The following is a 19,715-nucleotide window of genomic DNA, read 5'->3' as shown; positions in this document are numbered from 1 at the left end:
CCCCCCCCCCCCACCACCCTCGGATCACAACAACAATCACTGGAGATTCCCATGGGCAAACTCGCTCTAGCCGCCAAGATCACCCATGTGCCGTCGATGTACCTGTCGGAGCTGCCCGGCCCGCGCCAGGGCTTTCGCCAGGCGGCCATCGACGGCCACCACGAGATCGGCCGACGCTGCCGGGAACTGGGCGTGGACACCATCGTCGTGTTCGACACCCACTGGCTGGTCAACGCCAACTACCACATCAACTGCGCGGCGCAGTTCGAAGGCCTTTACACCAGCAACGAACTGCCGCACTTCATCGCCAACATGAACTACGGTTTCCCCGGCAACCCGGAACTGGGCCACCTGCTCGCGCAAGAGTGCAATCGCCTGGGCGTGGAGACCATGGCCCACGACGCCACCACCCTGGCCCCGGAGTACGGCACCCTGGTGCCGATGCGCTACATGAACGCCGACCGCCATTTCAAGGTGATTTCGGTCTCGGCGCTGTGCACCTCGCACTACCTCAACGACAGCGCGCGCCTGGGCTGGGCCATGCGCCGCGCGGTCGAGCAGCACTACGACGGCACTGTGGCGTTCCTGGCCAGCGGTTCACTGTCGCACCGCTTCGCCCAGAACGGCCAGGCCCCGGAGTTCGCCACCAAGGTCTGGAGCCCGTTCCTGGAAACCCTCGATCACCGGGTGGTGCGCATGTGGCAGGACGGCGACTGGGCGGACTTCTGCGCGATGCTGCCGGAATACGCGGTCAAGGGCCATGGCGAGGGCTTCATGCACGACACCGCGATGCTTCTCGGTGCCCTGGGCTGGTCGCGCTACGACGGCAAGGCCGAGGTGGTGACGCCCTACTTCGGCTCGTCCGGTACCGGCCAGATCAACGCGATCTTCCCGGTCACCGCGCAGGACGGCAGTGCCATCCCTGCCGCCCAGGCCTCGAACCCGGCTGGCGTGGCCTCCACCAGCCGCCTGTAAGGAGCCGCTGCATGCCCCATCTGGTCCTGCTCTACAGCCCGGACATCGAAGCCGATGCCGACATGCCCGCACTGTGCCGCGCCCTCGCCGACTGCATGCTCGAACAACGGGATGAAACCGGCCGGCAAGTGTTCCCCACCGGTGGCACCCGGGTGCTCGCCTACCCCGCTGCCCATGCGGCGATTGCCGACGGCCAGGGCGACTATGGTTTCGTCTACGCCAACCTGCGCATGGGCGCGGGGCGCAGTGCCAGCGTGCACCGCCAGGTCGGCGACCAGTTGCTGGCGGTAATGCGCCAGCAGCTTGACCCCTTGCTCGCGCGACGCCCGGTGGGCGTGACCGTGCAGATCGACGAAAGCCAGGCCCAGGTGTACGACGCCAAGCACAGCAGCCTGCATCCCTTGTTCAACCGTCAGCCTTGAGGTTTCCATGCTCGACGCGCACATCATCCAGCAAGCCGCCGCCCGTCTCGACCAGGCCGAACGCGCCCGCGAACAGGTCGGCCAGTTCTCCCTCGAGTACCCCGCCATCAGCATCGAGGATGCCTACGCCATCCAGCGCGCCTGGGTCGAGCAGAAGATCAAGGACGGCCGCCGGCTGGTCGGCCACAAGATTGGCCTGACCTCCCGCGCCATGCAGGTCTCCTCGAACATCACCGAGCCGGACTACGGCGCCTTGCTCGACGACATGCTGTTCGAGGAAGGCAGCGACATCCCCTTCTCCCGCTTCATCGTGCCGCGGGTGGAGGTGGAGCTGGGCTTCATCCTCGGCAAGCCCTTGAAAGGCCCGGACGTGACCCTGTTCGATGTGCTCGAGGCCACCGAATGGGTGATTCCGGCGCTGGAGATCATCGACGCACGTATCCAGCAGGTCGACCCACAGAGCGGCGCCACGCGCAAAGTGTTCGATACCATTTCCGACAATGCCGCCAACGCGGGCGTGGTCATGGGCGGTCGCGCGGTGCGGCCCGATGCCATCGACCTGCGCAAGGTGCCGGCGGTGCTTTATCGCAACGGCGTGATCGAAGAGTCCGGGGTCTCTGCCGCCGTGCTCAACCACCCAGCCAAGGGCGTGGCCTGGCTGGCCAACAAGCTGGCGGCCCACGACGTCAGCCTGGAAGCCGGCCAGGTGATTCTCGGCGGTTCCTTCACCCGCCCGGTGGCAGCTCGCCCCGGCGACACCTTCCATGTCGATTACGAGCAACTCGGTTCGATAGCCTGTCGTTTCGTGTAAGGACTACCCATGGACATGCCCATCAACACCTTCAAGCAACGCCTGCGCAGCGGCCAGGCGCAAATCGGCCTGTGGCTGGGCCTGGCCGACCCGTACTGCGCGGAGCTGGCCGCCAACGCCGGTTTCGACTGGCTGCTGCTCGACGGCGAGCACGCGCCCAACGACCTGCGCAGCCTGCTCGGCCAGTTGCAGGCAGTGGCGCCCTACCCTGGCCAGGCCGTGGTACGCCCGCTAATCGGCGACACCGCGCTGATCAAGCAACTGCTGGATATCGGCGCACAGACCCTGCTGGTGCCGATGGTCGAGAGCGCCGAGCAGGCCTGCCAGCTGGTGCGCGCCACCCGTTACCCGCCAGCGGGCATACGCGGTGTCGGCAGCGCCCTGGCCCGCGCCTCGCGCTGGAACAGCGTCGCTGATTATCTGGATCACGCCGACGACCAGGTCTGCCTGCTGGTGCAGATCGAGAACCGCGAGGGCCTGGCCAACCTCGACGCCATCTGCGCGGTGGACGGCGTCGACGGGGTGTTCATTGGCCCGGCCGACCTCAGCGCCGCCATGGGCCAGCGGGGCAACCCCGGGCATCCCGAGGTGCAGGCGGCCATCGAGCAGGCCATCGTGCGTATCGGCCAGGCCGGCAAGGCGGCGGGGATCCTCAGTGCCGACGAGCAGCTGGCGCGCCGCTATATCGAGCTGGGCGCGGCGTTCGTCGCGGTGGGGGTGGATACCACCGTGCTGATGCGTGGCTTGCAGGGGTTGCTGGGCAAGTTCAAGGCCGGTACACCGAACACGGTTGCAAGTTCGGTGTACTGAGCCTTTCGCGACTCCACGGGCCCTGTACAGGGGGGGCGATGCACTATACCGGTAGGAGCCAGCCTTGCTGGCGAACCAGGCGACGCAGTGCCTGGCACCGGATCGTCACTCAAAGGCCGCCACCAACCGCTCGATCACCGCGCGCACCCGCGCGGTGTGGCGCAGGTCCTGGTGGGTGACCATCCACACCTCGTAAGGCTGTGCCCGGGTGCGCTGCGGCCACACCCGCCGCAGCCCGTCACGCTGGCCCAGTTCAAGCGGAATCTCGCCAATCCCCAACCCCTCGTGAATGGCCCGGCGCAACAGCATGCTGGCGTTGGCCGCCATCACCACCCTGCCCTCGCCGATCGGCACATCCACCAGGGTTGGCTGCGCCTGGCCACGCCAGTAAGGCTCGTACACCACCAGGTCATGCCCGGCGAAGCTGCCGTCTTGCGGCAGGCCGTGGCGTTGCAGGTAATCCTCTGCGGCGAACAACCCCATCTGCCAACTGGCCAGCTTGCGCAGCACCAGGTCGGGGCTGTCTGGTCGCTGGTTGCGTATGGCGATGTCGGTTTCGCGTTGCGACAGGTTGACGATATCGGAGCCGCCACTGAGCACCACGCGCACCTCGGGGTGGCTCTGGCGCAGTTCGCGCAACGCCGGAATGACGAACTCATGGGCCAGCGAATCGGTGGTGGCGATACGGACCTCGCCGGCTTCTTCATTGTCGGCGCCACGGGTACGCCGGGCCAGCTCCAGCGCGGCGTGCTCCATCTTCTGCGCCATTTCCACCGCCACCTCGCCGATGGCGGTCAGCTGGTAGCCGGCGGGGGTGCGCAGGAACAGGGTCGAACCCAGGTCCGCTTCCAGTGCCGCCACGCGCCGGCCCACGGTGGCCTGGTCGACTCGTAGCACCCGCGCGGCGCGGCGCAAGGTTTGCTCACGGCTCAAGGCCAGCAGCATGCGGGCGTCATCCCAGTTCATTCGTCTACTCCATCAAGGGCCACAAGTTATCCGGCCTTGCCGATGATCACTAACGTCGGCAAGGCATCCACCGCGCCGGCTGCTTCGCCAGCAAGGCTGGCTCCTACACGTGCGTTTGGCTGAAGAAAATCTGCAAAGGTGTGGCGCAAAATCGCCGCGCGACTGCAGCCTATGGGTTCCATACCCTGTGACGCACCTTTCTTCAGAATGACAGAGGTCCTCATGCGTCACATCGTTCCCAGCCACATGACCGCCATCGACATCACCCAACCTGGCGGCCCGGAGGTCTTGCAAGCCGCCAGCCACGCCACACCGCAACCCGGCCCGCGCGAGGTGCTGATCCAGGTGCACGCCGCCGGCGTCAATGGCCCGGACCTGCTGCAACGCAAGGGCCTGTACGATCCGCCCGCCGGCGCCCCGGACATCCCGGGCCTGGAAATTGCCGGCCAGGTGGTCGCACTCGGCGCGCAGGTCAAGGGCTTCGCCCTCGGCGACGCGGTCATCGCCCTGATCCAAGGCGGTGGTTACGCCGAGTACGCCGTGGCTGACGAGCGTACCACCGCCCACCTGCCCGACAACCTGTCGATGGTCGAGGGCGCGGCGCTGCCCGAAACCTTCATGACCGTCTGGGTCAACCTGTTCCAGCGCGGCGCTTTCAAGGCCGGCGAAAGCGTGCTGATCCACGGCGGCGCCTCGGGCATCGGCACCACCGCCACGCAACTGGCCAAGGCCCTGGGCGCGGCGCAGGTGTTCACCACGGTCAACGGCCCTGGGCAACAGGCAGCGAGCCTCGAGTTGGGCGCCGATGTCGCCATCGACTACAGCCGCGAGGACTTCGTCGAGCAGGTGCTGCTGCACACCGAAGGCCGTGGCGTCGATGTGATCGTCGATATCATTGCCGGCGACTATGTCGCGCGCAACTTCAAGGCCGCGGCCATGGACGGGCGCATCGTGCAGATCGGTGTGATCAAGGGCCCGGCCACCGAGGTCGACCTGTTCCCCATGCTCACCAAGCGCCTGACCCATATCGGTTCGACCCTGCGCGCGCGCAGCGCCGACGACAAGGCGGTGATCCTCGCCGAGCTGCAGGCCAAGGCCTGGCCCCATGTGCGCAGTGGCGCGGTCAAGCCGCTGATCCACGCCACCTTCCCATTGGCGGCGGCCAGCCAGGCCCATGCGCTGATGGAGTCTGGCCGGCACATCGGCAAAGTGGTGCTGAACGTCGCACACAAGGGCTGAGTCAGTCGAGCGCGCCACTGCCCAGGGCGATCCTGATCGCTTGGGCGGTGGTGCTCACACCCAGGCGCCGGCGGGCGGCGCGCAGGTGGTTTTCCACCGTGCGCAGCGACAGGCCGAGGGTGGCGGCGATATCGGCCTGGCGCTGCCCGGCGGCGGTCCAGGCCAGCACCTGGCGCTCACGCTCGGACAAGCGCCCCTCCCCGCTGGGCGCCTCCAGCAGCCGCCGAGCGCCCGCGAACGCGGCCTGGGCCAGCAGCGTCAGGGCCAGCCGTGCGGCAGGTGTCGCCACGACCTGCGCACCGCCGAAACTCATGGCGCCTTCCAGGCCTGCGGGACCGAATACCGGCACCTGCAAGCCGTGGATGCCCGGCCCGCTCGGCGCCCGCACCACCCGGTAGCGCTCGTTGCCAGCGTCCAGCCGCTTGCTCCAGAAGAACGGCTCGCGTGCCGCCAGCAGGTGACGGGTCACCGGACAGTGGCGCACGTAGGTCTGGGCGTCGACTGCCTGGCCATCGCCGAACCAGTCCCCCTCCACCCAATGGATACGCTCGAGCACCTCGTCCCGCGCAGCGCTGGCGCTGAACAGCACGAAGCGGTCATAGCCCAGCGGCCGGGCGACATTGCGCACGGCCGACTGGATATCCGCCAGGTCGGTGGCCTGCGCGATCCGCTGGACGGCTTGCACCACCTGATCGAATGGCAGGTCCCTCATCCGCCGTTGACTGCCTTGAGCAACGCCGCGGCGGCCAACTTGCCCAGGGCATTACCGGCCAACGGACTGTCGCCGGTGAGCAGCTTGCGGTCCTGGTGGACGGCACCGGAAATGCCCTTGTTGATGATCTCGACGCCCTGGGCCTGGAGCCGTTCGCCGAACTTCCAGGTCAGGTGGCCGGGCATGTAGCCGATATCCGGGGTCTTGGCATCCAGATCGTCAGGGAAGGCGCAGATCTTGTAGCCGTCGTAAAGCTTGCCGCCAGCCAGCAGCGCCGCCGGGCCGTGGCACAGGGTGATGACGAACTTGTCGTGGTCCGCCGCCCATTGCAGCACCTGGCCGACCTCTTCGCTCTCCGGCAGGCCGATCAGCGCGCCGTGGCCGCCCGGGATGAACACACCGATATAGTCCGAGTCCTCGCCCAGGGCCTGCTCCAGCACATCGGCGAGCTTGCGCGGCTGCTTGAACGCTGGCTTGTAGCGATCGAACAGGCCCAGCACCTCGGTGTCCTCGCCGGGCATGGCCCAGTATTCGAACTTGACCGGGTTGCCCGACAAGGTCGCGACGTCGAAGGCAAAACCGGCCTTGTCCAGGTGGTACATCGGCAGCAGGGTTTCCACCGGGTGGTTACCGGTGGAGAACAGCGTGCCGTTGTCGGTGAGCAGGTAGCGCTCGTCGGCGCCAATCAGCAAGATCTTCCAGCGCCCGCCCTGGTAGGCGTCGGGGTAGTCGGCGCCGCTGAGGTCGGACTTGCGCGAGGTGAACTGGCTGAGGGAATACGGCGAAGGGAAGAAAGCGTTGTCCTCGGCCGGGTCGGGGGTTGGGCGTTTGTCGTCGTTAGGGCTGGTCATGGTAGTGCTCCTGTGGCCTGGGGTAGGTAACCGGATCCATGCTAGGAGGCCGCCGGATGAGCGGCAATGAGGGTTTTCCCTCAATGGTGGCGTCGGTGACGCGGCGGCCCCCGGGCAGTCTAGCCGAGCGCTGAGGGCGTATCGACGTCGCGCAGCACACCGCTGTCCTGCAAATCCAGGAGCAAAACGCTGTTCGCATACCGCCGCAGCACCGAGCGCGCGCCTTCATCACCGGACAACTGGCCAAGCTCGGCCCAGTAATCCCGGCCGAACACCACCGGGTGGCCGTTCTGCCCCTGATGACGCGGCACCACGATGACCGAGGGCGCCGCCGAGGCAAGCAGACGACGGAAGGTCGCCGCCCCGATCCACGGCATGTCCCCGAGCAGGATCGCCACCGCCTGCGCCTCGCTGTCTGCCAGCGACGCCGCGCCGGCCGCCAGGCTATGGCCCATGCCCAGGCCTGCCTCGGGGCTGTGGACGACCCGGCAGGCTGGCGGCAGCCCAAGATCCGCGGCCCGCTCGCCTGCGCGCAGCACCACGCGCACCTCGTCGAACACCGCCAGGGCGCGCTCGACGCTGTGCTGCAACAGGCTGCGGCCATCGCCCAGCAGCGCCCGGCGCTTGTCCGCGCCGAAGCGCGAACCTTGGCCGGCCGCCAACACCAGGGCGACGACGCTCACAACGCCTCGCGGGCGATGCCGCTACGGGTACGCAGGATATCGGCGAGCACCGCCAGGGCGATCTCCGCCGGGGTCTTGCTGCCCAGGTTCAGGCCAATGGGCGCATGTATACGCGCCATCTCGGCATCACCCAGCTCGCCGATACGGCGCAGGCGCTCCCGGCGTTTTGCCGAAGTGGCGCGCGAGCCCATCACCCCAATGTAGAAGGCTTCGGTACGGACGGCTTCGAGCATGGCCAGGTCATCGATCTTCGGGTCGTGGGTGAGGGCCACCACCGCAGTGTCGCGGTGGCAACCACCATTGGCGATGAACAGCGAAGGCAGTTCACGGCGGATTTCTACCCCGTCGAGCACCACATTGTCCATCACCTCGTCCCGTGGGTCGCACAGCACCACCTCGAACCCCAGGCCTTTGCCGAACTCCGCGCAGAAATGCGCGACGCTCGAATAACCCGCCAGCAGCAAGCGCTGGGCGGCGCCGATGCGCAGGCGCACGCAATGCTCGCCCTGCTCGACCCGTGGGCCCTGGCTGTGATCGTCGCTCAGTCGGCATTGGCCGCTGCGCAGGTCGACCTCGCGCAACAGTCGACGTCGCCCCAACAGTGCCGCCTCCAGCTCGGCAAAGTGCGCCTGGGTGGCGCAATCGGCGGGCAGGTGCTCGACCAGCACGTCGAGAATGCCGCCACACGGCAGGCGGATGTTCGCGCGCGTGTCGCTGCCGTCGCCATAACGCACCACGGCCACCGCCGCGCTGAACTCGCCCGCGCCGAGGCGCTCGAGAAAGTCCTCCTCGACGCAGCCACCGGACAGCGAGCCGAGCCAGTGCCCCTGGCCATTGACCGCCAGCAGCGAGCCCGGCGCGCGGGGCGCCGAGCCATAGGTGCAGAGCACCGTGCACAGCCACACCGGCAGCCCGTCGCGGGACCACTGCGCGGCCTGGCGCACCACCTGCAGGTCCAGATGCTGCACTTCAGTCCGCCTTCAGCTGGGCCAGCTGCTGGGTGCTGAAGTCGCCCGGCAAGCCACCCCAGGCCTCACGCAGGTAATTGACCATGTCGGTCAACTGCTGGTCGTCGAGCTTGCCGGCGAAGCCCGGCATCGGCTGCATGCGCTCGAAACCGGTGAACTGCTGCTCGCGGATGCCCTCGACGATCACCTTGACCAGGTTGCGCGAGTCGGCCTGGCGCAGGATGGTGTTGCCCTGCATGGCCACTGCGATGTGCGGCTTGCCCTCGCCGTCGCCGCCATGGCAACCGGCGCAGACGTTGAGGTATTGCTGGCGGCCACGCTTGGCGCTCTCGCCCAGGGTCTCGTGGGCCACGGCCTGGACCACCTTGGCCGCCGGCGGCTGGTCGCCGAGCAGGAAGGTGGCCATGGCGGCCAGGTCGCTGTCTTCGAGATGCTGGGTGCTGTGGTGCACCACCGGGTACATCTCGTTGAACATGCTGCCTTGGGCGCTCATGCCGTGCTTGAGGAAGGTCGCCAGGTCGGCCTGGTTCCAGCCGCGCTCGGCCAGGTCGTTGGCCAGCAGGCTCGGCGCCAGGTAGCCGCCGAGCAGGCCGCCGGTCAGGCGCTTGTCCTGCTCCAGGGCACCGATCGGGTTGCGCGGGGTGTGACACTCGCCGCAGTGGCCGAGCACCTCGACCATGTACTGGCCACGCTTCCAGGCCTCGCTGTTGCCCTTGCCCTCTTCGAGTTGCACGCTCTTGCCGTAGAGCATGTTCCAGCCGATCAGGCCCGCGCGCACGTTGAACGGGAAGCTCAGGCTGGTTTCAGGGGCCGGGCGATTGATCGGCGCCACGGTCATCAGGTAGGCGTGGATGGCATCGGCATCTTCGCGCTTGACCAGGTGGTACGAGGTGTATGGCATGGCTGGGTACAGGTTGGCGCCGTCCTTGCGCTTGCCTTCGGTGAGGGCGGCGAAGAACTCGTCAGCGCTGTAGTTGCCGATGCCGTACTGCTTGTCCGGGGTGATGTTGGTGCCGTAGATGGTGCCGAACGGCGAATGGATCGGCAGCCCGCCCGCGTAGGGCGCGCCACCTTCGGCGGTGTGGCAGGCCATGCAGTCGGCGGCGCGGGCGAGGTATTCGCCGCGCTTGACCTGGTCCTGGTCGGCCGCCTGGACGCTGAAGGCCAGCGCCGCGCCAATGGCCAATGCCAGGCCGTTGAAAACGCGCATCATGCTCAAGCCTCCTTGACCAGACCGAGATCGGTCAGCACATCGCGGGTCGCCTCGTAATAACGCACGTAGCCAGTGCAGCGGCACACGTGGTGGCCCAGGCTGGCCTCGATGGCGTCCTCCAGCTCGCTCTTCTTCAGTGGCTGGCGCTGGGCCTTCTCCACCAGCACCGTGGCGGCGTTGACAAAGCCCGGGGCGCAGTAGCTGCACTGGAAAGCGAAGCGATCGACGAACTTCTGCTGGATCGGGCTCAATTCGTCCAGGTTGCCGGCTTCGTCACGCTTGGCGTGGCCTTCGATGGTGCGCACCTTCTTGCCCTCGAAGTAGTGCGCGCCGGTGATGCAGGTGCGCACTTCCTCGCTGGTGCCGTCGGGATTGTCGACGATCACCACGCAGGCATGGCAGATGCCCTGGCCACAGCCCAGGCGGGATCCTGTGAGGTTCTGGTATTCGTGCAGGTAGTCGATCATCGCCAGGTCATCGGGGACCACCTCGGTGACGACGGATTGACCATTGAGGGTCAGTTGCAGCTTGCGATCAGCCATTGAGGGCCTCCTTGACGCGGGCGGGGGTGATGGGCAGGTCGCGCACGCGCTTGCCGGTGGCGTGGGCCACGGCGTTGGCGATGGCACCGACCACCGGGATCATCACCACCTCGGCGATGCCCTTGGACGGGTCGGTGGGCGACAGCGGCGGCAGGATCTCCGACGTTTGCTTCCACACCGCCACGTGCTTGGCCATCGGCAGGCGATAGCGGTTGAAGTTCCAGTCGCCCTCGCCCGGGCCACCCTCGTACAACGGCATTTCTTCCAGCAAGGCATGGCCGATGCCCATGGCAATACCGCCTTCGAGCTGGCCCTTGACCAACTCCGGCACCAGCACCCGGCCGCACTCGACCCAGCTGTGGTGGTTGAGCACGCTCACCTCGCCACTGCCCTTGTTGACCTTGACCTCGACGATGGTCGCCACCGGGCTGTAGTAGGTAACCATGGCGTTGTTCAACTGGGTGGCCGGGTACGCGGCGTTCTGTCGGTCGAGCAGGTGGAAGCCGGCGCTGTTCATCTGCGCCTTCTTGGCGTTCGGCGCACCGTCGCCGTACTTCACCGCCAAGCCGTCCAGCGGCAAACGCTCGCGCACGCCGTCGATGACAAAATCGGCCTCGGCCCAGCTCCAGCGGTTGAACGCATGCACGCTGACGCCAGTGACCAGGCCCATCTCATGAGCTTTCTTGGCCAGCACGGTGAATGGTATCGGCTCCAGGCCGTTGCCGGTCAGCGCGCCGTTGATCCACACCGCGCTCTCGCGGCGCACCACCAGCGGGTTAGCCTGGCCGCCGAACGGCCCCTGACGCCACAACGCAACCGCTGCCGGCCACAGGCCGTGGTTGAACAGCACACGGGCGGCTTCGCGGGTGGCGTGGCTGAAGTAGAACGCCGAGTTGGTCGCCGACGACGGCGAGGCCAGCTTGGCCACCCAGCGTGGGTTGCGCAGTGCGGCGTCCTGCTCGGCCTGGCTCATCAGGTACGGGTTGCCGCTGGTGCTCAGGGCCAACTCCGGCCATTCGGTCTGCGCGGTCTGCACCTGGTCGGCGGCGCGGCCAAGGAAGTCGCTTACCACGAAGGCCTGGGAGGTGGACATGCCCGTGCCCAGCTCGGTGCCGATATGGCGCAGGCTGATCTGGCCGTCGGCGTTGAACTCGATGGCTGCCAGCGGCGCTTCGGCGCCGGTGCCGAAGTCTTTCTGGGTGATGGCGAAGCCCACGCCGTACCAGTTGTCGTGGTCCTTGGCGTCCTCGACCTGCTTGCGCGCCTGGCGGTTCTTCCACCAGTCGTGCTGGCTGGCCTTGTCGAGGATCTCGTGCAGGCGCAGTGCGCCGGCGGGCACCGCGCCCTGGGTGTTCTTCATGCCCGACTTGAGGGCATTCCTGCGGCGCAGCTCGATGGCGTCGACACCCAGGCGGTTAGCGATTTCATCGACCATCATCTCGGTGGCGGCCATGCTCTGCAGGGTGCCGTAGCCGCGCATGGAGCCGGCCTCGACCCCGCGCGAGTGATAGGCGGTCACGGCCAGGTCGTTCTGCGGCATGTAGTAGATCGACTGGGCCGCGGTGGCCCCCACTGCGGCCACCGACGGGCTGTAGTTGATGCGCCCGCCGCCATCAACGGTCATCTCGGCGCGGAAGATCTGGAAGCTCAGGTCGTTCTTGTCCACCGCCAGTTGGTAGCGGATGTCGAACGGGTGGCGCTTGATGCCGCTCTGGAACTGCTCGTAGCGGTCGTTGGCCAGGCGAATCGGCACGCCCGCGCCGTACAGGGCGGCCACGGCGGCGTAGAACGGGAAGATGTTGTTGTCCTTGGAGCCGTAGCCGACCGTGTAGCCCGGGTGCATGTTCAAGTGCTTCAGGCCGAAGCGCGACGGCTTGATCATGTGCACGCACTCTTGCGCCACTTCGAACGGGCACTGGCTGGCGACAACGAAATGCAAGGTGCCGGTAGCGGCGTCGAACCAGCCGTTGCCGTTGTCCGGCTCCAGCGCGGCCGGCTCGATCGACTGGGTCTTGTAGCGCTCATCGAACAGCAGCCAGTCCTCAGAGGGTTGCTTGAGCTGCTCGTCGATACGCTGGGCATGGTACATGCCCTGCTCGGTGAGGTTGCCGTGCTGCTTGGGCTCGGCGTTCCACACAGGCTTACGGGCAAGGATGGTGGGGAAAAGCGGCGAGTCCTTCAGGCTCGAGAAGGTATCCTCGTCGAACGGCGTCTTGCCGCCCACCCGCACGAAGCGGAAGCTGCCATAGGGGTCGCGCTGGTACAGCGGGGCTTGCGTACCATAGCGGATTGCCGCTTCGTTGAACTGCAACTTGAGCTTGGCCTTGCGGAAACGCTCGAAGTCGTGCCAGATCAGGATCGCCACCGGATGGCCGATGAACATAGGCACCTGGCCGGGCGGCAACAGCGGATCCGGGGAATGCGCCTCGGGCCAGGCGATGCCGTCCTTCTTCAGGTCATCGGCGGTGACGATGCGGTCCGGCTGCAACTCGGCGCCAAGCAGCGACAAGTCATAGCCGGCGTAGATGCGGTCGGCCTTGGTCGCCTTGAGCAGCAGCGCGTGGCCCTGCTGCTGCGGCCAACCTGGCATATCCTTGCTGCGGATGTCGCGGGCGAAGACTTTTTCGCCACAGACCTTGGACAATGCGTCGTTGCGCACGCGCACCTTGCCATCATGGTTCATCCACTTCTGTGGCGAGGTGGTGACCTGGCTTTCCATCAGGGCGGCAAACGCCTGGCTGCCGAGCGGCGCCATGGTCACGCCGACACCGGCGATCAGCCCGCCTTGCAGGAACGAGCGCCGGGAAATATCACGGTTGGACATGGTTTATCCTCTGGGTAGCTCGTGGGCTGCCCATGCTTTTTCTGATGCTTGAGAAACTGGAAGGGCGCGCACGATCACAAAATCTGACTATTAAGTCAAGATGACGATCAGCTATACCCCTATCCAGTCAAGCAGACAACTTGTCGCGGGGGAGCGCAGATACCAGCTGTGCTGGTAAGCCAGGTTTGGCGCGGCTAGCGGATGATACGGGCCACACGGCCGAAGATAGGCGAGGCGCCATTGGCGCCACATAACGGATTGCCAACGTCGGTGGCGACTTCCACTTGCACGTGGGCCAGCCGCGGGTCGAGCGCGCGCCAACCTCGGCAATCCGCCCCAAACCGATAGCGCAAGTTAGGCAAAAGAATGCCCGCTCAAGGCGGGCTAGGCTCTGTACGAAAAGCCTAAGGGTGTCCCGCGCCACCTGCCCAGCATCGTTGGGGACTCGCTGAGCCCGGCGCCATCACCACTGGCATGATGGCTGAGCGTCTCGCGCCGTCTTATGGATGGGCCGGCGCCACATCATCAGTGGGCTCTGCAACAGCATGCCGCAGCTCCTCCACACGTGGTTTCCATCCGGTCTCATCCAGGGCCGTCAATAATGTCTCGGCATCCAGCGCAAGCACCTTTTCGCCACGCTTGCCAGTCATCTCGCGCCCAGCCAGCAAGGCATTGACGATGGCCTCTTCCACGGCCTCGGCCGCAGCCACGAACAGTTCGGTGATGTGGTCGTTGTTGAGCATTCGCACCGGCATTTCCACTTCGCCCTTGTGTGCATAGTTCGCCGCTGGCAACCCCTCGTTGCCGGTCGAGAAGGCCAGGAAGATGTCGCCGCTGGAGTCCTCGGTGCCACCGCCAGTACGGGCAATGCCAATCGAAGCACGTTGCGCCAGACGCTGGCATTGATGGGGTAGCAGTGGCGCGTCGGTGGCGATCACCACCACGATCGAGCCCATGCCCGGAGTGCCGTGCGTGCTGAATGGCGAGTCCAGATGCCCCAGGTGGCGCCCCACGGGATAGCCGTCGACGCGTAGCTCACGGCGCTGGCCATGGTTCGCCTGGACCAACGCACCGACCACCCAACCGCCCTGGTCCTCGGACAACCAGCGCGACGCGGTGCCAATGCCGCCCTTGAACTCGTGGCAGATCATGCCAGTGCCCCCGCCTACCGACCCCTCTTCCACCGCGCCATCGGTAGCGGCATCCAGGGCTTCGCGCACTTGCACATCCGTCACGTGCTGACCCCAGATATCATTGAGCAGGCCATCGTAGGTTTCCATCACCACCGGCATGCACCAATACACTTCATCATCCTCGCGCTGGTCCTGTTCGACAGCGATCAAGGTGTCACGCACGATTCCCACGCTATGGGTATTGGTGATGGCGATGGGCGTACTCAACAGCCCCGCTTCGCGTATCCACTCCAGGCCGCTGGCATCACCATTGCCATTGAGCACATGGCAGCCAGCGAAGCATGGCTCCTGACGCGCCAAGGTCGCGCGTGGCTGGATGACTGTCACCCCTGTGCGTACCGGTGATTCCAGGTCTTCATCAAACAGCGTGCTGTGGCCGACACGTACCCCAGCAACATCGGTAATGGCGTTCAACGGGCCTGGGGTGCCATTGCCCAGTCGAATGCCCAGTTCACGTGCTCGCATCTGTATAGTTCCTTGTCTCATCATAATTTCTGGAAAGTGGGGCTGAGGCGACCGCGAGTGCAATAAAGGACTACGGACAACGCGAACAACCCAAGAATAATTACTACATCTCGAAGCGAAGATTCCTTCATCAGAGTTACCAGTAACCAGCAGGAACCATTACCCGCAAGCAATGCTGGCAACGGCCACAGCGGCATCCGGTATGGATGTTCACGGCTGCGGCACAGCACCCGGCTACAGAGCGCGCAGAGCGCCACCATCAGGTAGATCAGCAACAGCAGCAGCACGGTAAAGGAGGTCAGTTCCTCCAGGCTGCCCGACAGGCTCAGCAAGGCCGAGGGCAGCGCGAGGAACAGCGTGGCCAGCCACGGCGACTCCCAGCGCGGGTGGATCACGGTAAATGCACGGTTGAGGGTCGGCGTCCAGATCGCGTCGCGACCGCTGCTGTACACCACCCGCCCGACCTGGATGACGATGGCGACGATGGCGTTGAATACCGACAGGAAAATCCCGGCGCTGACCAACCGGGCCAGGGTCGGACTGCCATGGGCGGTCAACAGATAGCCGATCGGATCGCCGCTGGCCAGCATCGCCTGTAACGAGGGAGCGCCGATCAGCAGCGCGGCCAGCGGGATCACCTCGATAGCCACTACCACGGCCAGCGACCACAGCACCGCGCGATGCACGGTACGTCCACGGTCCTTCATGTCCTCGGCCAGCAATACCGCGCCGCCATAGCCGTTGAAGGCGAACAGCGCCATGCCCACCGCGCCCATTACCAGCGCCCATGGCGCGGCGACCAGGGTGCCCTGCTCGAGCATCTGCGGCTGCAACAGGCTGGCCGCCGGCTGACTGGCATGACCGAAGCCCAGCACCACGATCACCAGCAACGCAGCGACTTCGCAGAACAGGAACATCCCGGTGATCCAGGCGTTCAGACGAATGTTGAGGATGCCCAGGGCATAGCTGCAGACCACGATCACCAAGGCCACGGCCTGGGTATCGAAGCGCGTGCCCAGGGCACTGTTCAGGTAAGTGGCGGCGCCTGCGGCGAGCACCGGCGGAATGAACAGCATCGACGCCAGCACGGTGAGGAAGGTGGCGTAGCCTGCCAGGCCGCCGAACACCCGCTTGGCATACACATACTCGCCCCCGGCCGAACTGTGGGCACGGCCAAGTTCGGCGTAGCACCAGGCGAACATCAGTGCCAGGGCACCGGCCATGATGAACGACAGGAAGGCGCCGCTGCCGGTCTGCTGGATGGCGAACGGGGCGATGACGAACACTGAACTGGCCGGGGTCACCGCCGATACGGTGATGGCGACCACGTCGAACACACCCAGGCGCTGCTTGAGTGCGCTGGTAGGCTCTGCACTGGAGCTCATGGCGTTTTTCCTCTGGTTGTTATTGGTTGTGAGGGGAAAACCGGTCGAGCGGCCGCGGGACCTGGGCCGGACTGTAGGCTGGTGAATGGTGGGCGCCAATTACCCTATGGGGGTACGCCCCTTGACGGGATGACAGAAAAACTCCAAGACTGCCTAGCCCTTTATCCAGCAACACCGCTCCTGCGCAGGGCACGCGTGTTGCAAATCCAGCTGATAGAGCCCGCGCATGCACAACCTTTTCACCGAAGCCAGCGCCCACACCGGCCTGGCGCGCACCGTCGAGCAACTCGGCCAGCCACGTTTCTGGCGGCAGCTGGTCCTGCTGTTGCAGCAGTGGCTGGCCTTCGACAACGCCTTGGCCATGCTCTACCCGCGCGACGGCCTGCCGCGGGCATTGGAAATCTTCGATGCCCGCGGCGAAGGCAACCCCGAGGCCATGGCCCTGTACCTCAGCGGCCTGTATCAGCTCGACCCGTTCTACCAGGCCTGCCAGGAGCGCATCGGCGATGGCCTGCACCGCCTGGAAGAAGTGGCGCCGGACCAGTTCCGCCAGAGCGAGTACTACCTCAAGTACTTCCACGACCATGTGCTGGAGGACGAGGTGCAGTTCATCGTCCAGCTTGGCGACAGTGGCGCGCTGTCGCTGTCACTGGGCAGCCGCGAGCGCTTCGACCCGGCGCGCCATGGCCTGCTGGCGCTGATCAGCCCGTGGCTGCTGGCCCTGATGACCCAGCATTGGCAGCGCCAGGCGCAGCGCCCTGCCCCGGCGATGGCCAGCCAGGTGCGCGATGCCATGAGCCTGTTCGGGGCGAAGGTGTTGTCCGAGCGCGAGCTGGAGATTGCCCGGTTGATCTTGCGCGGGTACTCGTCCAAGGCCATGGCCGAGCGCCTGGCGATTTCGCCGGAGACCATCAAGGTGCACCGCCGACACCTGTACGCCAAGCTGGATATCTCGTCGCAACCGGAGCTGTTTTCGTTGTTTTTGCAATCCTTGGGGCATGACCCGCAGGATCCATGATCGTCACTTGGTGGGCGAGCAAGGCCAACGCCCACGGGCCCGAGATACCTAGGCGCCGGCTCGCCGGCGAACACCGCCTGGTCTGATTCGCCCCTTGTACCCTGGCGTCACGGCGCTAAAGTGGCTGCATCGGCGTCTGGCCAAGCCAGCCAAGGTAAAAATGCAGAAACGCCCTGCAGATTTGCCAATTGTGCAAGGTAAATTCGCATGACAGGATCCTGCGATCCGCCCGCGAATTCCAGACTTCACTTGGAAAATCAATAACAAAGCAGGGAGACCGCGATGACCGCGCACGCTCAACCCTCGGCAACGGATCAGGTACTGGCCGAGGTCCGCAACCACATCGGCCACCTCACCCTCAACCGTCCCGCCGGCCTCAACGCCCTGACCCTGGACATGGTCCGCAGCCTGCGCCAGCAACTCGACCAGTGGGCCGACGACCCGCAGGTACACGCGGTGGCGCTGCGCGGCGAAGGCCCCAAGGGCTTCTGTGCCGGGGGCGATATCCGTTCGCTGCACGACAGCTTCAAGGCTGGCGAAACCCTGCATGAAGACTTCTTCGTCGAGGAGTATGCCCTGGACCTGTGCATCCACCGCTACCGCAAGCCGGTGCTGGTGCTGATGGACGGCTTCACCCTCGGTGGCGGCATGGGCCTGGCCCAGGGCTGCGACCTGCGCATCGTCACCGAGCGCAGCCGCCTGGGCATGCCCGAGGTCGGCATCGGCTACTTCCCCGATGTCGGCGGTAGCTACTTCCTGCCCCGCGTGCCTGGCGAGCTGGGCATCTACCTGGGCGTCAGCGGCATCCAGATCAAGGCGGCCGACGCCCTGTACTGCGGACTGGCCGACTGGTACCTGGACAGCGCCCAGCTGGTCGCGCTCGACCAAGGCCTCGACACCCTGCAGTTCGGCGAGCACCCGCTCAAGGACCTGCAAGGCCTGTTGGCCCGCCTCGGCACCCAGGTGCTCGAGGACGCGCCGCTGGCCGCCCTGCGCCCGGTGATCGACCACTTCTTCGCCCTGCCCGACCTGCCCAGCATCATCGAGCAGCTGCGCGCGGTGACCATCGGCGACAGCCGGCAATGGGCGCTGGATACCGCCGCGCTGCTGGAAAGCCGCTCGCCGCTGGCCATGGCCGTGACCCTCGAGCTGCTGCGCCGTGGCCGCCGCCTGGCACTGGAAGACTGTTTCGCCATGGAACTGCACATCGACCGCCAGTGGTTCGCCCATGGCGACATCATCGAGGGCGTGCGCGCCCTGATCATCGACAAGGACAAGCAACCGCGCTGGAACCCGCCGACCCTGGCCGGTCTGACCCAGCAGCGGGTCGAGCAATTCTTCGAAGGCCTGTGAGCCCGGGAGTACACAGATGCAAGACCTGGAACTGAGCGAAGAGCAGATCATGATCCGCGACATGGCCCGGGATTTCGCCCGTGGCGAGATCGCGCCCCATGCCCAGGCCTGGGAAAAGGCCGGCTGGATCGATGACGAGGTAGTGCGCAAGATGGGCGAGCTGGGCCTGCTCGGCATGGTCGCCCCGGAGCAGTTCGGCGGCAGCTACACCGACTACGTGGCCTATGCCTTGGCCGTGGAGGAAATTTCCGCCGGCGACGGCGCCACAGGGGCGATGATGAGCATCCACAACTCGGTGGGCTGCGGTCCGTTGCTGGCCTATGGCAACCCCGAGCAGCAACAAGCCTGGCTGCCGAAGCTGGCCAGTGGCGAGGTGATCGCCTGCTTCTGCCTGACTGAGCCCCAGGCCGGGTCCGAGGCGCATAACCTGCGCACCCGTGCCGAACTGATCGATGGCCACTGGGTGATCAATGGCGCCAAGCAATTCGTCAGCAACGCCCGCCGCGCCAAGCTGGCCATCGTCTTCGCCGTGACCGACCCGGAGCTGGGCAAGAAGGGCCTTTCGGCGTTCCTGGTGCCCACCGACAACCCGGGGTTCAAGGTCGACCGCAGCGAACACAAGATGGGCATCCGCGCCTCCGACACCTGCGCGGTGACCCTCGATAATTGCCGCATCCCGGCGGCCAACCTGCTCGGTGAACGCGGCAAGGGCCTGGCCATCGCCCTGTCCAACCTCGAAGGCGGGCGCATCGGCATCGCCGCCCAGGCCTTGGGCATCGCCCGTGCGGCGTTCGAAGCGGCGCTGCTGTATTCGCGCGAGCGTATCCAGTTCGGCAAGCCGATCAACGAGCACCAGAGCATCGCCAACCTGCTGGCCGACATGCAGTTGCAGATCAACGCCACCCGCCTGCTGATCCTGCACGCCGCGCGCCTGCGCACGGCGGGCAAGCCATGCCTGTCCGAGGCATCCCAGGCCAAGTTGTTCGCCTCGGAAATGGCCGAGCGGGTGTGCTCGATGGCGATTCAGGTGCATGGCGGCTATGGCTACCTGGAGGACTATCCGGTGGAAAAATACTACCGGGATGCGCGGATCACCCAGATCTACGAAGGCTCGAGCGAGATCCAGCGCATGCTGATCGCCCGGGAGCTCAAGCATTATCCGCTGTGACCGCCGCAGTTTTCGCCGGTGCCTACGACACACCTGACCAGCAGGTGCCAGCCTTGCTGGCAAACCAGGCGACGCGGTGAATGGCACCGGCTACGCCGGTGTTCGCCGGCAAGCCGG

19 protein-coding genes and 1 pseudogene are annotated in these 19,715 nt (G+C 66.0%); 8 read left to right on the top strand and 12 right to left on the bottom strand.

From position 1 onward, the window contains the following. The first annotated feature begins 51 nt into the window (after positions 1 to 51). Genes hpaD through hpaI form a run of 4 tightly spaced genes read left to right on the top strand, consistent with a single transcriptional unit; the run spans position 52 to position 3,018 of the window. The gene (hpaD, locus tag ACODS5_RS23735; protein ID WP_134693439.1) at positions 52 to 975 is read left to right on the top strand and encodes a 3,4-dihydroxyphenylacetate 2,3-dioxygenase; all 924 of its coding nucleotides are present in this window, start codon (positions 52 to 54) and stop codon (positions 973 to 975) included. An 11-nt stretch (positions 976 to 986) separates the two neighbouring features. Next, entirely contained in the window at positions 987 to 1,397 is a 411-nt protein-coding gene (locus tag ACODS5_RS23730; RefSeq protein WP_134693438.1) for a 5-carboxymethyl-2-hydroxymuconate Delta-isomerase, read from the top strand. A gap of 7 nt (positions 1,398 to 1,404) precedes the next feature. Next, on the top strand, positions 1,405 to 2,208 hold the full coding sequence (gene hpaH, locus ACODS5_RS23725) for a 2-oxo-hept-4-ene-1,7-dioate hydratase (RefSeq protein ID WP_489109797.1): 804 nt from the start codon (positions 1,405 to 1,407) through the stop codon (positions 2,206 to 2,208). Between the two features lie 9 nt (positions 2,209 to 2,217). Next, on the top strand, positions 2,218 to 3,018 hold the full coding sequence (gene hpaI / locus ACODS5_RS23720; RefSeq protein WP_134693436.1) for a 4-hydroxy-2-oxoheptanedioate aldolase: 801 nt from the start codon (positions 2,218 to 2,220) through the stop codon (positions 3,016 to 3,018). Between the two features lie 105 nt (positions 3,019 to 3,123). On the opposite strand, the gene ACODS5_RS23715 is transcribed toward hpaI, so the two are convergent. Both ACODS5_RS23715 and ACODS5_RS23710 read right to left on the bottom strand, forming a co-directional pair. Next, positions 3,124 to 3,984, bottom strand: a complete 861-nt coding sequence (locus ACODS5_RS23715; RefSeq protein ID WP_134693435.1) for a LysR family transcriptional regulator — start codon at positions 3,982 to 3,984, stop codon at positions 3,124 to 3,126. Positions 3,985 to 4,010: 26 nt separating this feature from the next. Further along, the gene (locus ACODS5_RS23710) at positions 4,011 to 4,208 is read right to left on the bottom strand and encodes a hypothetical protein (protein ID WP_489109796.1); all 198 of its coding nucleotides are present in this window, start codon (positions 4,206 to 4,208) and stop codon (positions 4,011 to 4,013) included. 22 nt (positions 4,209 to 4,230) lie between these two features. Here ACODS5_RS23710 and ACODS5_RS23705 point away from each other — a divergent pair, with 22 nt between their 5' ends. Next, positions 4,231 to 5,223, top strand: a complete 993-nt coding sequence (locus ACODS5_RS23705; RefSeq protein ID WP_489109798.1) for an NAD(P)H-quinone oxidoreductase — start codon at positions 4,231 to 4,233, stop codon at positions 5,221 to 5,223. Position 5,224: 1 nt separating this feature from the next. Here ACODS5_RS23705 and ACODS5_RS23700 read toward each other — a convergent pair whose 3' ends face one another. The 10 genes and pseudogenes from ACODS5_RS23700 to ACODS5_RS23655 all read right to left on the bottom strand — a co-directional run bounded on the left by ACODS5_RS23700 (position 5,225) and on the right by ACODS5_RS23655 (position 16,059). Continuing rightward, the gene (locus ACODS5_RS23700; protein ID WP_134693433.1) at positions 5,225 to 5,935 is read right to left on the bottom strand and encodes a PA1136 family autoinducer-binding transcriptional regulator; all 711 of its coding nucleotides are present in this window, start codon (positions 5,933 to 5,935) and stop codon (positions 5,225 to 5,227) included. Beyond that, positions 5,932 to 6,786 carry a glyoxalase III HchA gene (hchA, locus tag ACODS5_RS23695; protein ID WP_489109795.1) on the bottom strand — a complete coding sequence of 285 codons (855 nt, stop codon included), beginning with the start codon at positions 6,784 to 6,786 and terminating at the stop codon, positions 5,932 to 5,934. The genes ACODS5_RS23700 and hchA overlap by 4 nt, the downstream gene beginning before the upstream one ends. Before the next feature lie 119 nt (positions 6,787 to 6,905). After that, positions 6,906 to 7,469 carry a nucleotidyltransferase family protein gene (locus ACODS5_RS23690; protein ID WP_489109794.1) on the bottom strand — a complete coding sequence of 188 codons (564 nt, stop codon included), beginning with the start codon at positions 7,467 to 7,469 and terminating at the stop codon, positions 6,906 to 6,908. After that, positions 7,466 to 8,437, bottom strand: a complete 972-nt coding sequence (locus ACODS5_RS23685; protein ID WP_134693430.1) for an XdhC family protein — start codon at positions 8,435 to 8,437, stop codon at positions 7,466 to 7,468. The genes ACODS5_RS23690 and ACODS5_RS23685 overlap by 4 nt, the downstream gene beginning before the upstream one ends. A 1-nt stretch (position 8,438) precedes the next feature. Next, the gene (locus ACODS5_RS23680) at positions 8,439 to 9,650 is read right to left on the bottom strand and encodes a cytochrome c (RefSeq protein WP_489109793.1); all 1,212 of its coding nucleotides are present in this window, start codon (positions 9,648 to 9,650) and stop codon (positions 8,439 to 8,441) included. Between the two features lie 2 nt (positions 9,651 to 9,652). Then, positions 9,653 to 10,192, bottom strand: a complete 540-nt coding sequence (locus ACODS5_RS23675) for a (2Fe-2S)-binding protein (protein ID WP_489109792.1) — start codon at positions 10,190 to 10,192, stop codon at positions 9,653 to 9,655. Then, positions 10,185 to 13,016, bottom strand: a complete 2,832-nt coding sequence (locus tag ACODS5_RS23670) for a xanthine dehydrogenase family protein molybdopterin-binding subunit (RefSeq protein WP_489109791.1) — start codon at positions 13,014 to 13,016, stop codon at positions 10,185 to 10,187. Before ACODS5_RS23670 ends, ACODS5_RS23675 begins: the two co-directional genes overlap by 8 nt. Before the next feature lie 218 nt (positions 13,017 to 13,234). Beyond that, positions 13,235 to 13,327: pseudogene (locus ACODS5_RS23665) on the bottom strand (glycerate kinase); the annotation flags it as partial. Between the two features lie 189 nt (positions 13,328 to 13,516). After that, positions 13,517 to 14,674, bottom strand: coding sequence for a DmpA family aminopeptidase (locus tag ACODS5_RS23660; protein ID WP_134693426.1), 1,158 nt, complete (start codon positions 14,672 to 14,674; stop codon positions 13,517 to 13,519). A 20-nt stretch (positions 14,675 to 14,694) separates the two neighbouring features. Then, a complete protein-coding gene (locus ACODS5_RS23655; RefSeq protein WP_134693425.1) occupies positions 14,695 to 16,059 on the bottom strand; it encodes an APC family permease in 1,365 nt (454 codons plus the stop codon). A 226-nt stretch (positions 16,060 to 16,285) separates the two neighbouring features. Between ACODS5_RS23655 and ACODS5_RS23650 the strand changes: the two genes are divergently transcribed. From ACODS5_RS23650 to ACODS5_RS23640, 3 genes are all read left to right on the top strand, one after another. Next, positions 16,286 to 17,077 carry a helix-turn-helix transcriptional regulator gene (locus ACODS5_RS23650; protein WP_489109790.1) on the top strand — a complete coding sequence of 264 codons (792 nt, stop codon included), beginning with the start codon at positions 16,286 to 16,288 and terminating at the stop codon, positions 17,075 to 17,077. Between the two features lie 282 nt (positions 17,078 to 17,359). After that, a complete protein-coding gene (locus tag ACODS5_RS23645; protein WP_134693423.1) occupies positions 17,360 to 18,430 on the top strand; it encodes an enoyl-CoA hydratase/isomerase family protein in 1,071 nt (356 codons plus the stop codon). A gap of 16 nt (positions 18,431 to 18,446) precedes the next feature. Next, on the top strand, positions 18,447 to 19,598 hold the full coding sequence (locus ACODS5_RS23640) for an acyl-CoA dehydrogenase family protein (protein ID WP_134693422.1): 1,152 nt from the start codon (positions 18,447 to 18,449) through the stop codon (positions 19,596 to 19,598). Positions 19,599 to 19,715: the final 117 nt, after the last annotated feature.

It is taken from the genome of Pseudomonas sp. FG47, assembly GCF_057809115.1.
Note: the sequence above shows the minus strand (reverse complement) of the source record. Positions and strands in the feature narration are given on the sequence as shown.

Excerpts from the sequence above, each read along its gene's own strand:
- hpaD (WP_134693439.1), top strand. The coding sequence starts at position 52 with ATGGGCAAACTCGCTCTAGCCGCCAAGATCACCCATGTGCCGTCGATG.
- ACODS5_RS23730 (WP_134693438.1), top strand. The coding sequence starts at position 987 with ATGCCCCATCTGGTCCTGCTCTACAGCCCGGACATCGAAGCCGATGCC.
- hpaH (WP_489109797.1), top strand. The coding sequence starts at position 1,405 with ATGCTCGACGCGCACATCATCCAGCAAGCCGCCGCCCGTCTCGACCAG.
- hpaI (WP_134693436.1), top strand. The coding sequence starts at position 2,218 with ATGGACATGCCCATCAACACCTTCAAGCAACGCCTGCGCAGCGGCCAG.
- ACODS5_RS23715 (WP_134693435.1), bottom strand. The coding sequence starts at position 3,984 with ATGAACTGGGATGACGCCCGCATGCTGCTGGCCTTGAGCCGTGAGCAA.
- ACODS5_RS23710 (WP_489109796.1), bottom strand. The coding sequence starts at position 4,208 with ATGAGGACCTCTGTCATTCTGAAGAAAGGTGCGTCACAGGGTATGGAA.
- ACODS5_RS23705 (WP_489109798.1), top strand. The coding sequence starts at position 4,231 with ATGACCGCCATCGACATCACCCAACCTGGCGGCCCGGAGGTCTTGCAA.
- ACODS5_RS23700 (WP_134693433.1), bottom strand. The coding sequence starts at position 5,935 with ATGAGGGACCTGCCATTCGATCAGGTGGTGCAAGCCGTCCAGCGGATC.
- hchA (WP_489109795.1), bottom strand. The coding sequence starts at position 6,786 with ATGACCAGCCCTAACGACGACAAACGCCCAACCCCCGACCCGGCCGAG.
- ACODS5_RS23680 (WP_489109793.1), bottom strand. The coding sequence starts at position 9,650 with ATGATGCGCGTTTTCAACGGCCTGGCATTGGCCATTGGCGCGGCGCTG.
- ACODS5_RS23675 (WP_489109792.1), bottom strand. The coding sequence starts at position 10,192 with ATGGCTGATCGCAAGCTGCAACTGACCCTCAATGGTCAATCCGTCGTC.
- ACODS5_RS23670 (WP_489109791.1), bottom strand. The coding sequence starts at position 13,016 with ATGTCCAACCGTGATATTTCCCGGCGCTCGTTCCTGCAAGGCGGGCTG.
- ACODS5_RS23660 (WP_134693426.1), bottom strand. The coding sequence starts at position 14,674 with ATGCGAGCACGTGAACTGGGCATTCGACTGGGCAATGGCACCCCAGGC.
- ACODS5_RS23655 (WP_134693425.1), bottom strand. The coding sequence starts at position 16,059 with ATGAGCTCCAGTGCAGAGCCTACCAGCGCACTCAAGCAGCGCCTGGGT.
- ACODS5_RS23650 (WP_489109790.1), top strand. The coding sequence starts at position 16,286 with ATGCACAACCTTTTCACCGAAGCCAGCGCCCACACCGGCCTGGCGCGC.
- ACODS5_RS23645 (WP_134693423.1), top strand. The coding sequence starts at position 17,360 with ATGACCGCGCACGCTCAACCCTCGGCAACGGATCAGGTACTGGCCGAG.
- ACODS5_RS23640 (WP_134693422.1), top strand. The coding sequence starts at position 18,447 with ATGCAAGACCTGGAACTGAGCGAAGAGCAGATCATGATCCGCGACATG.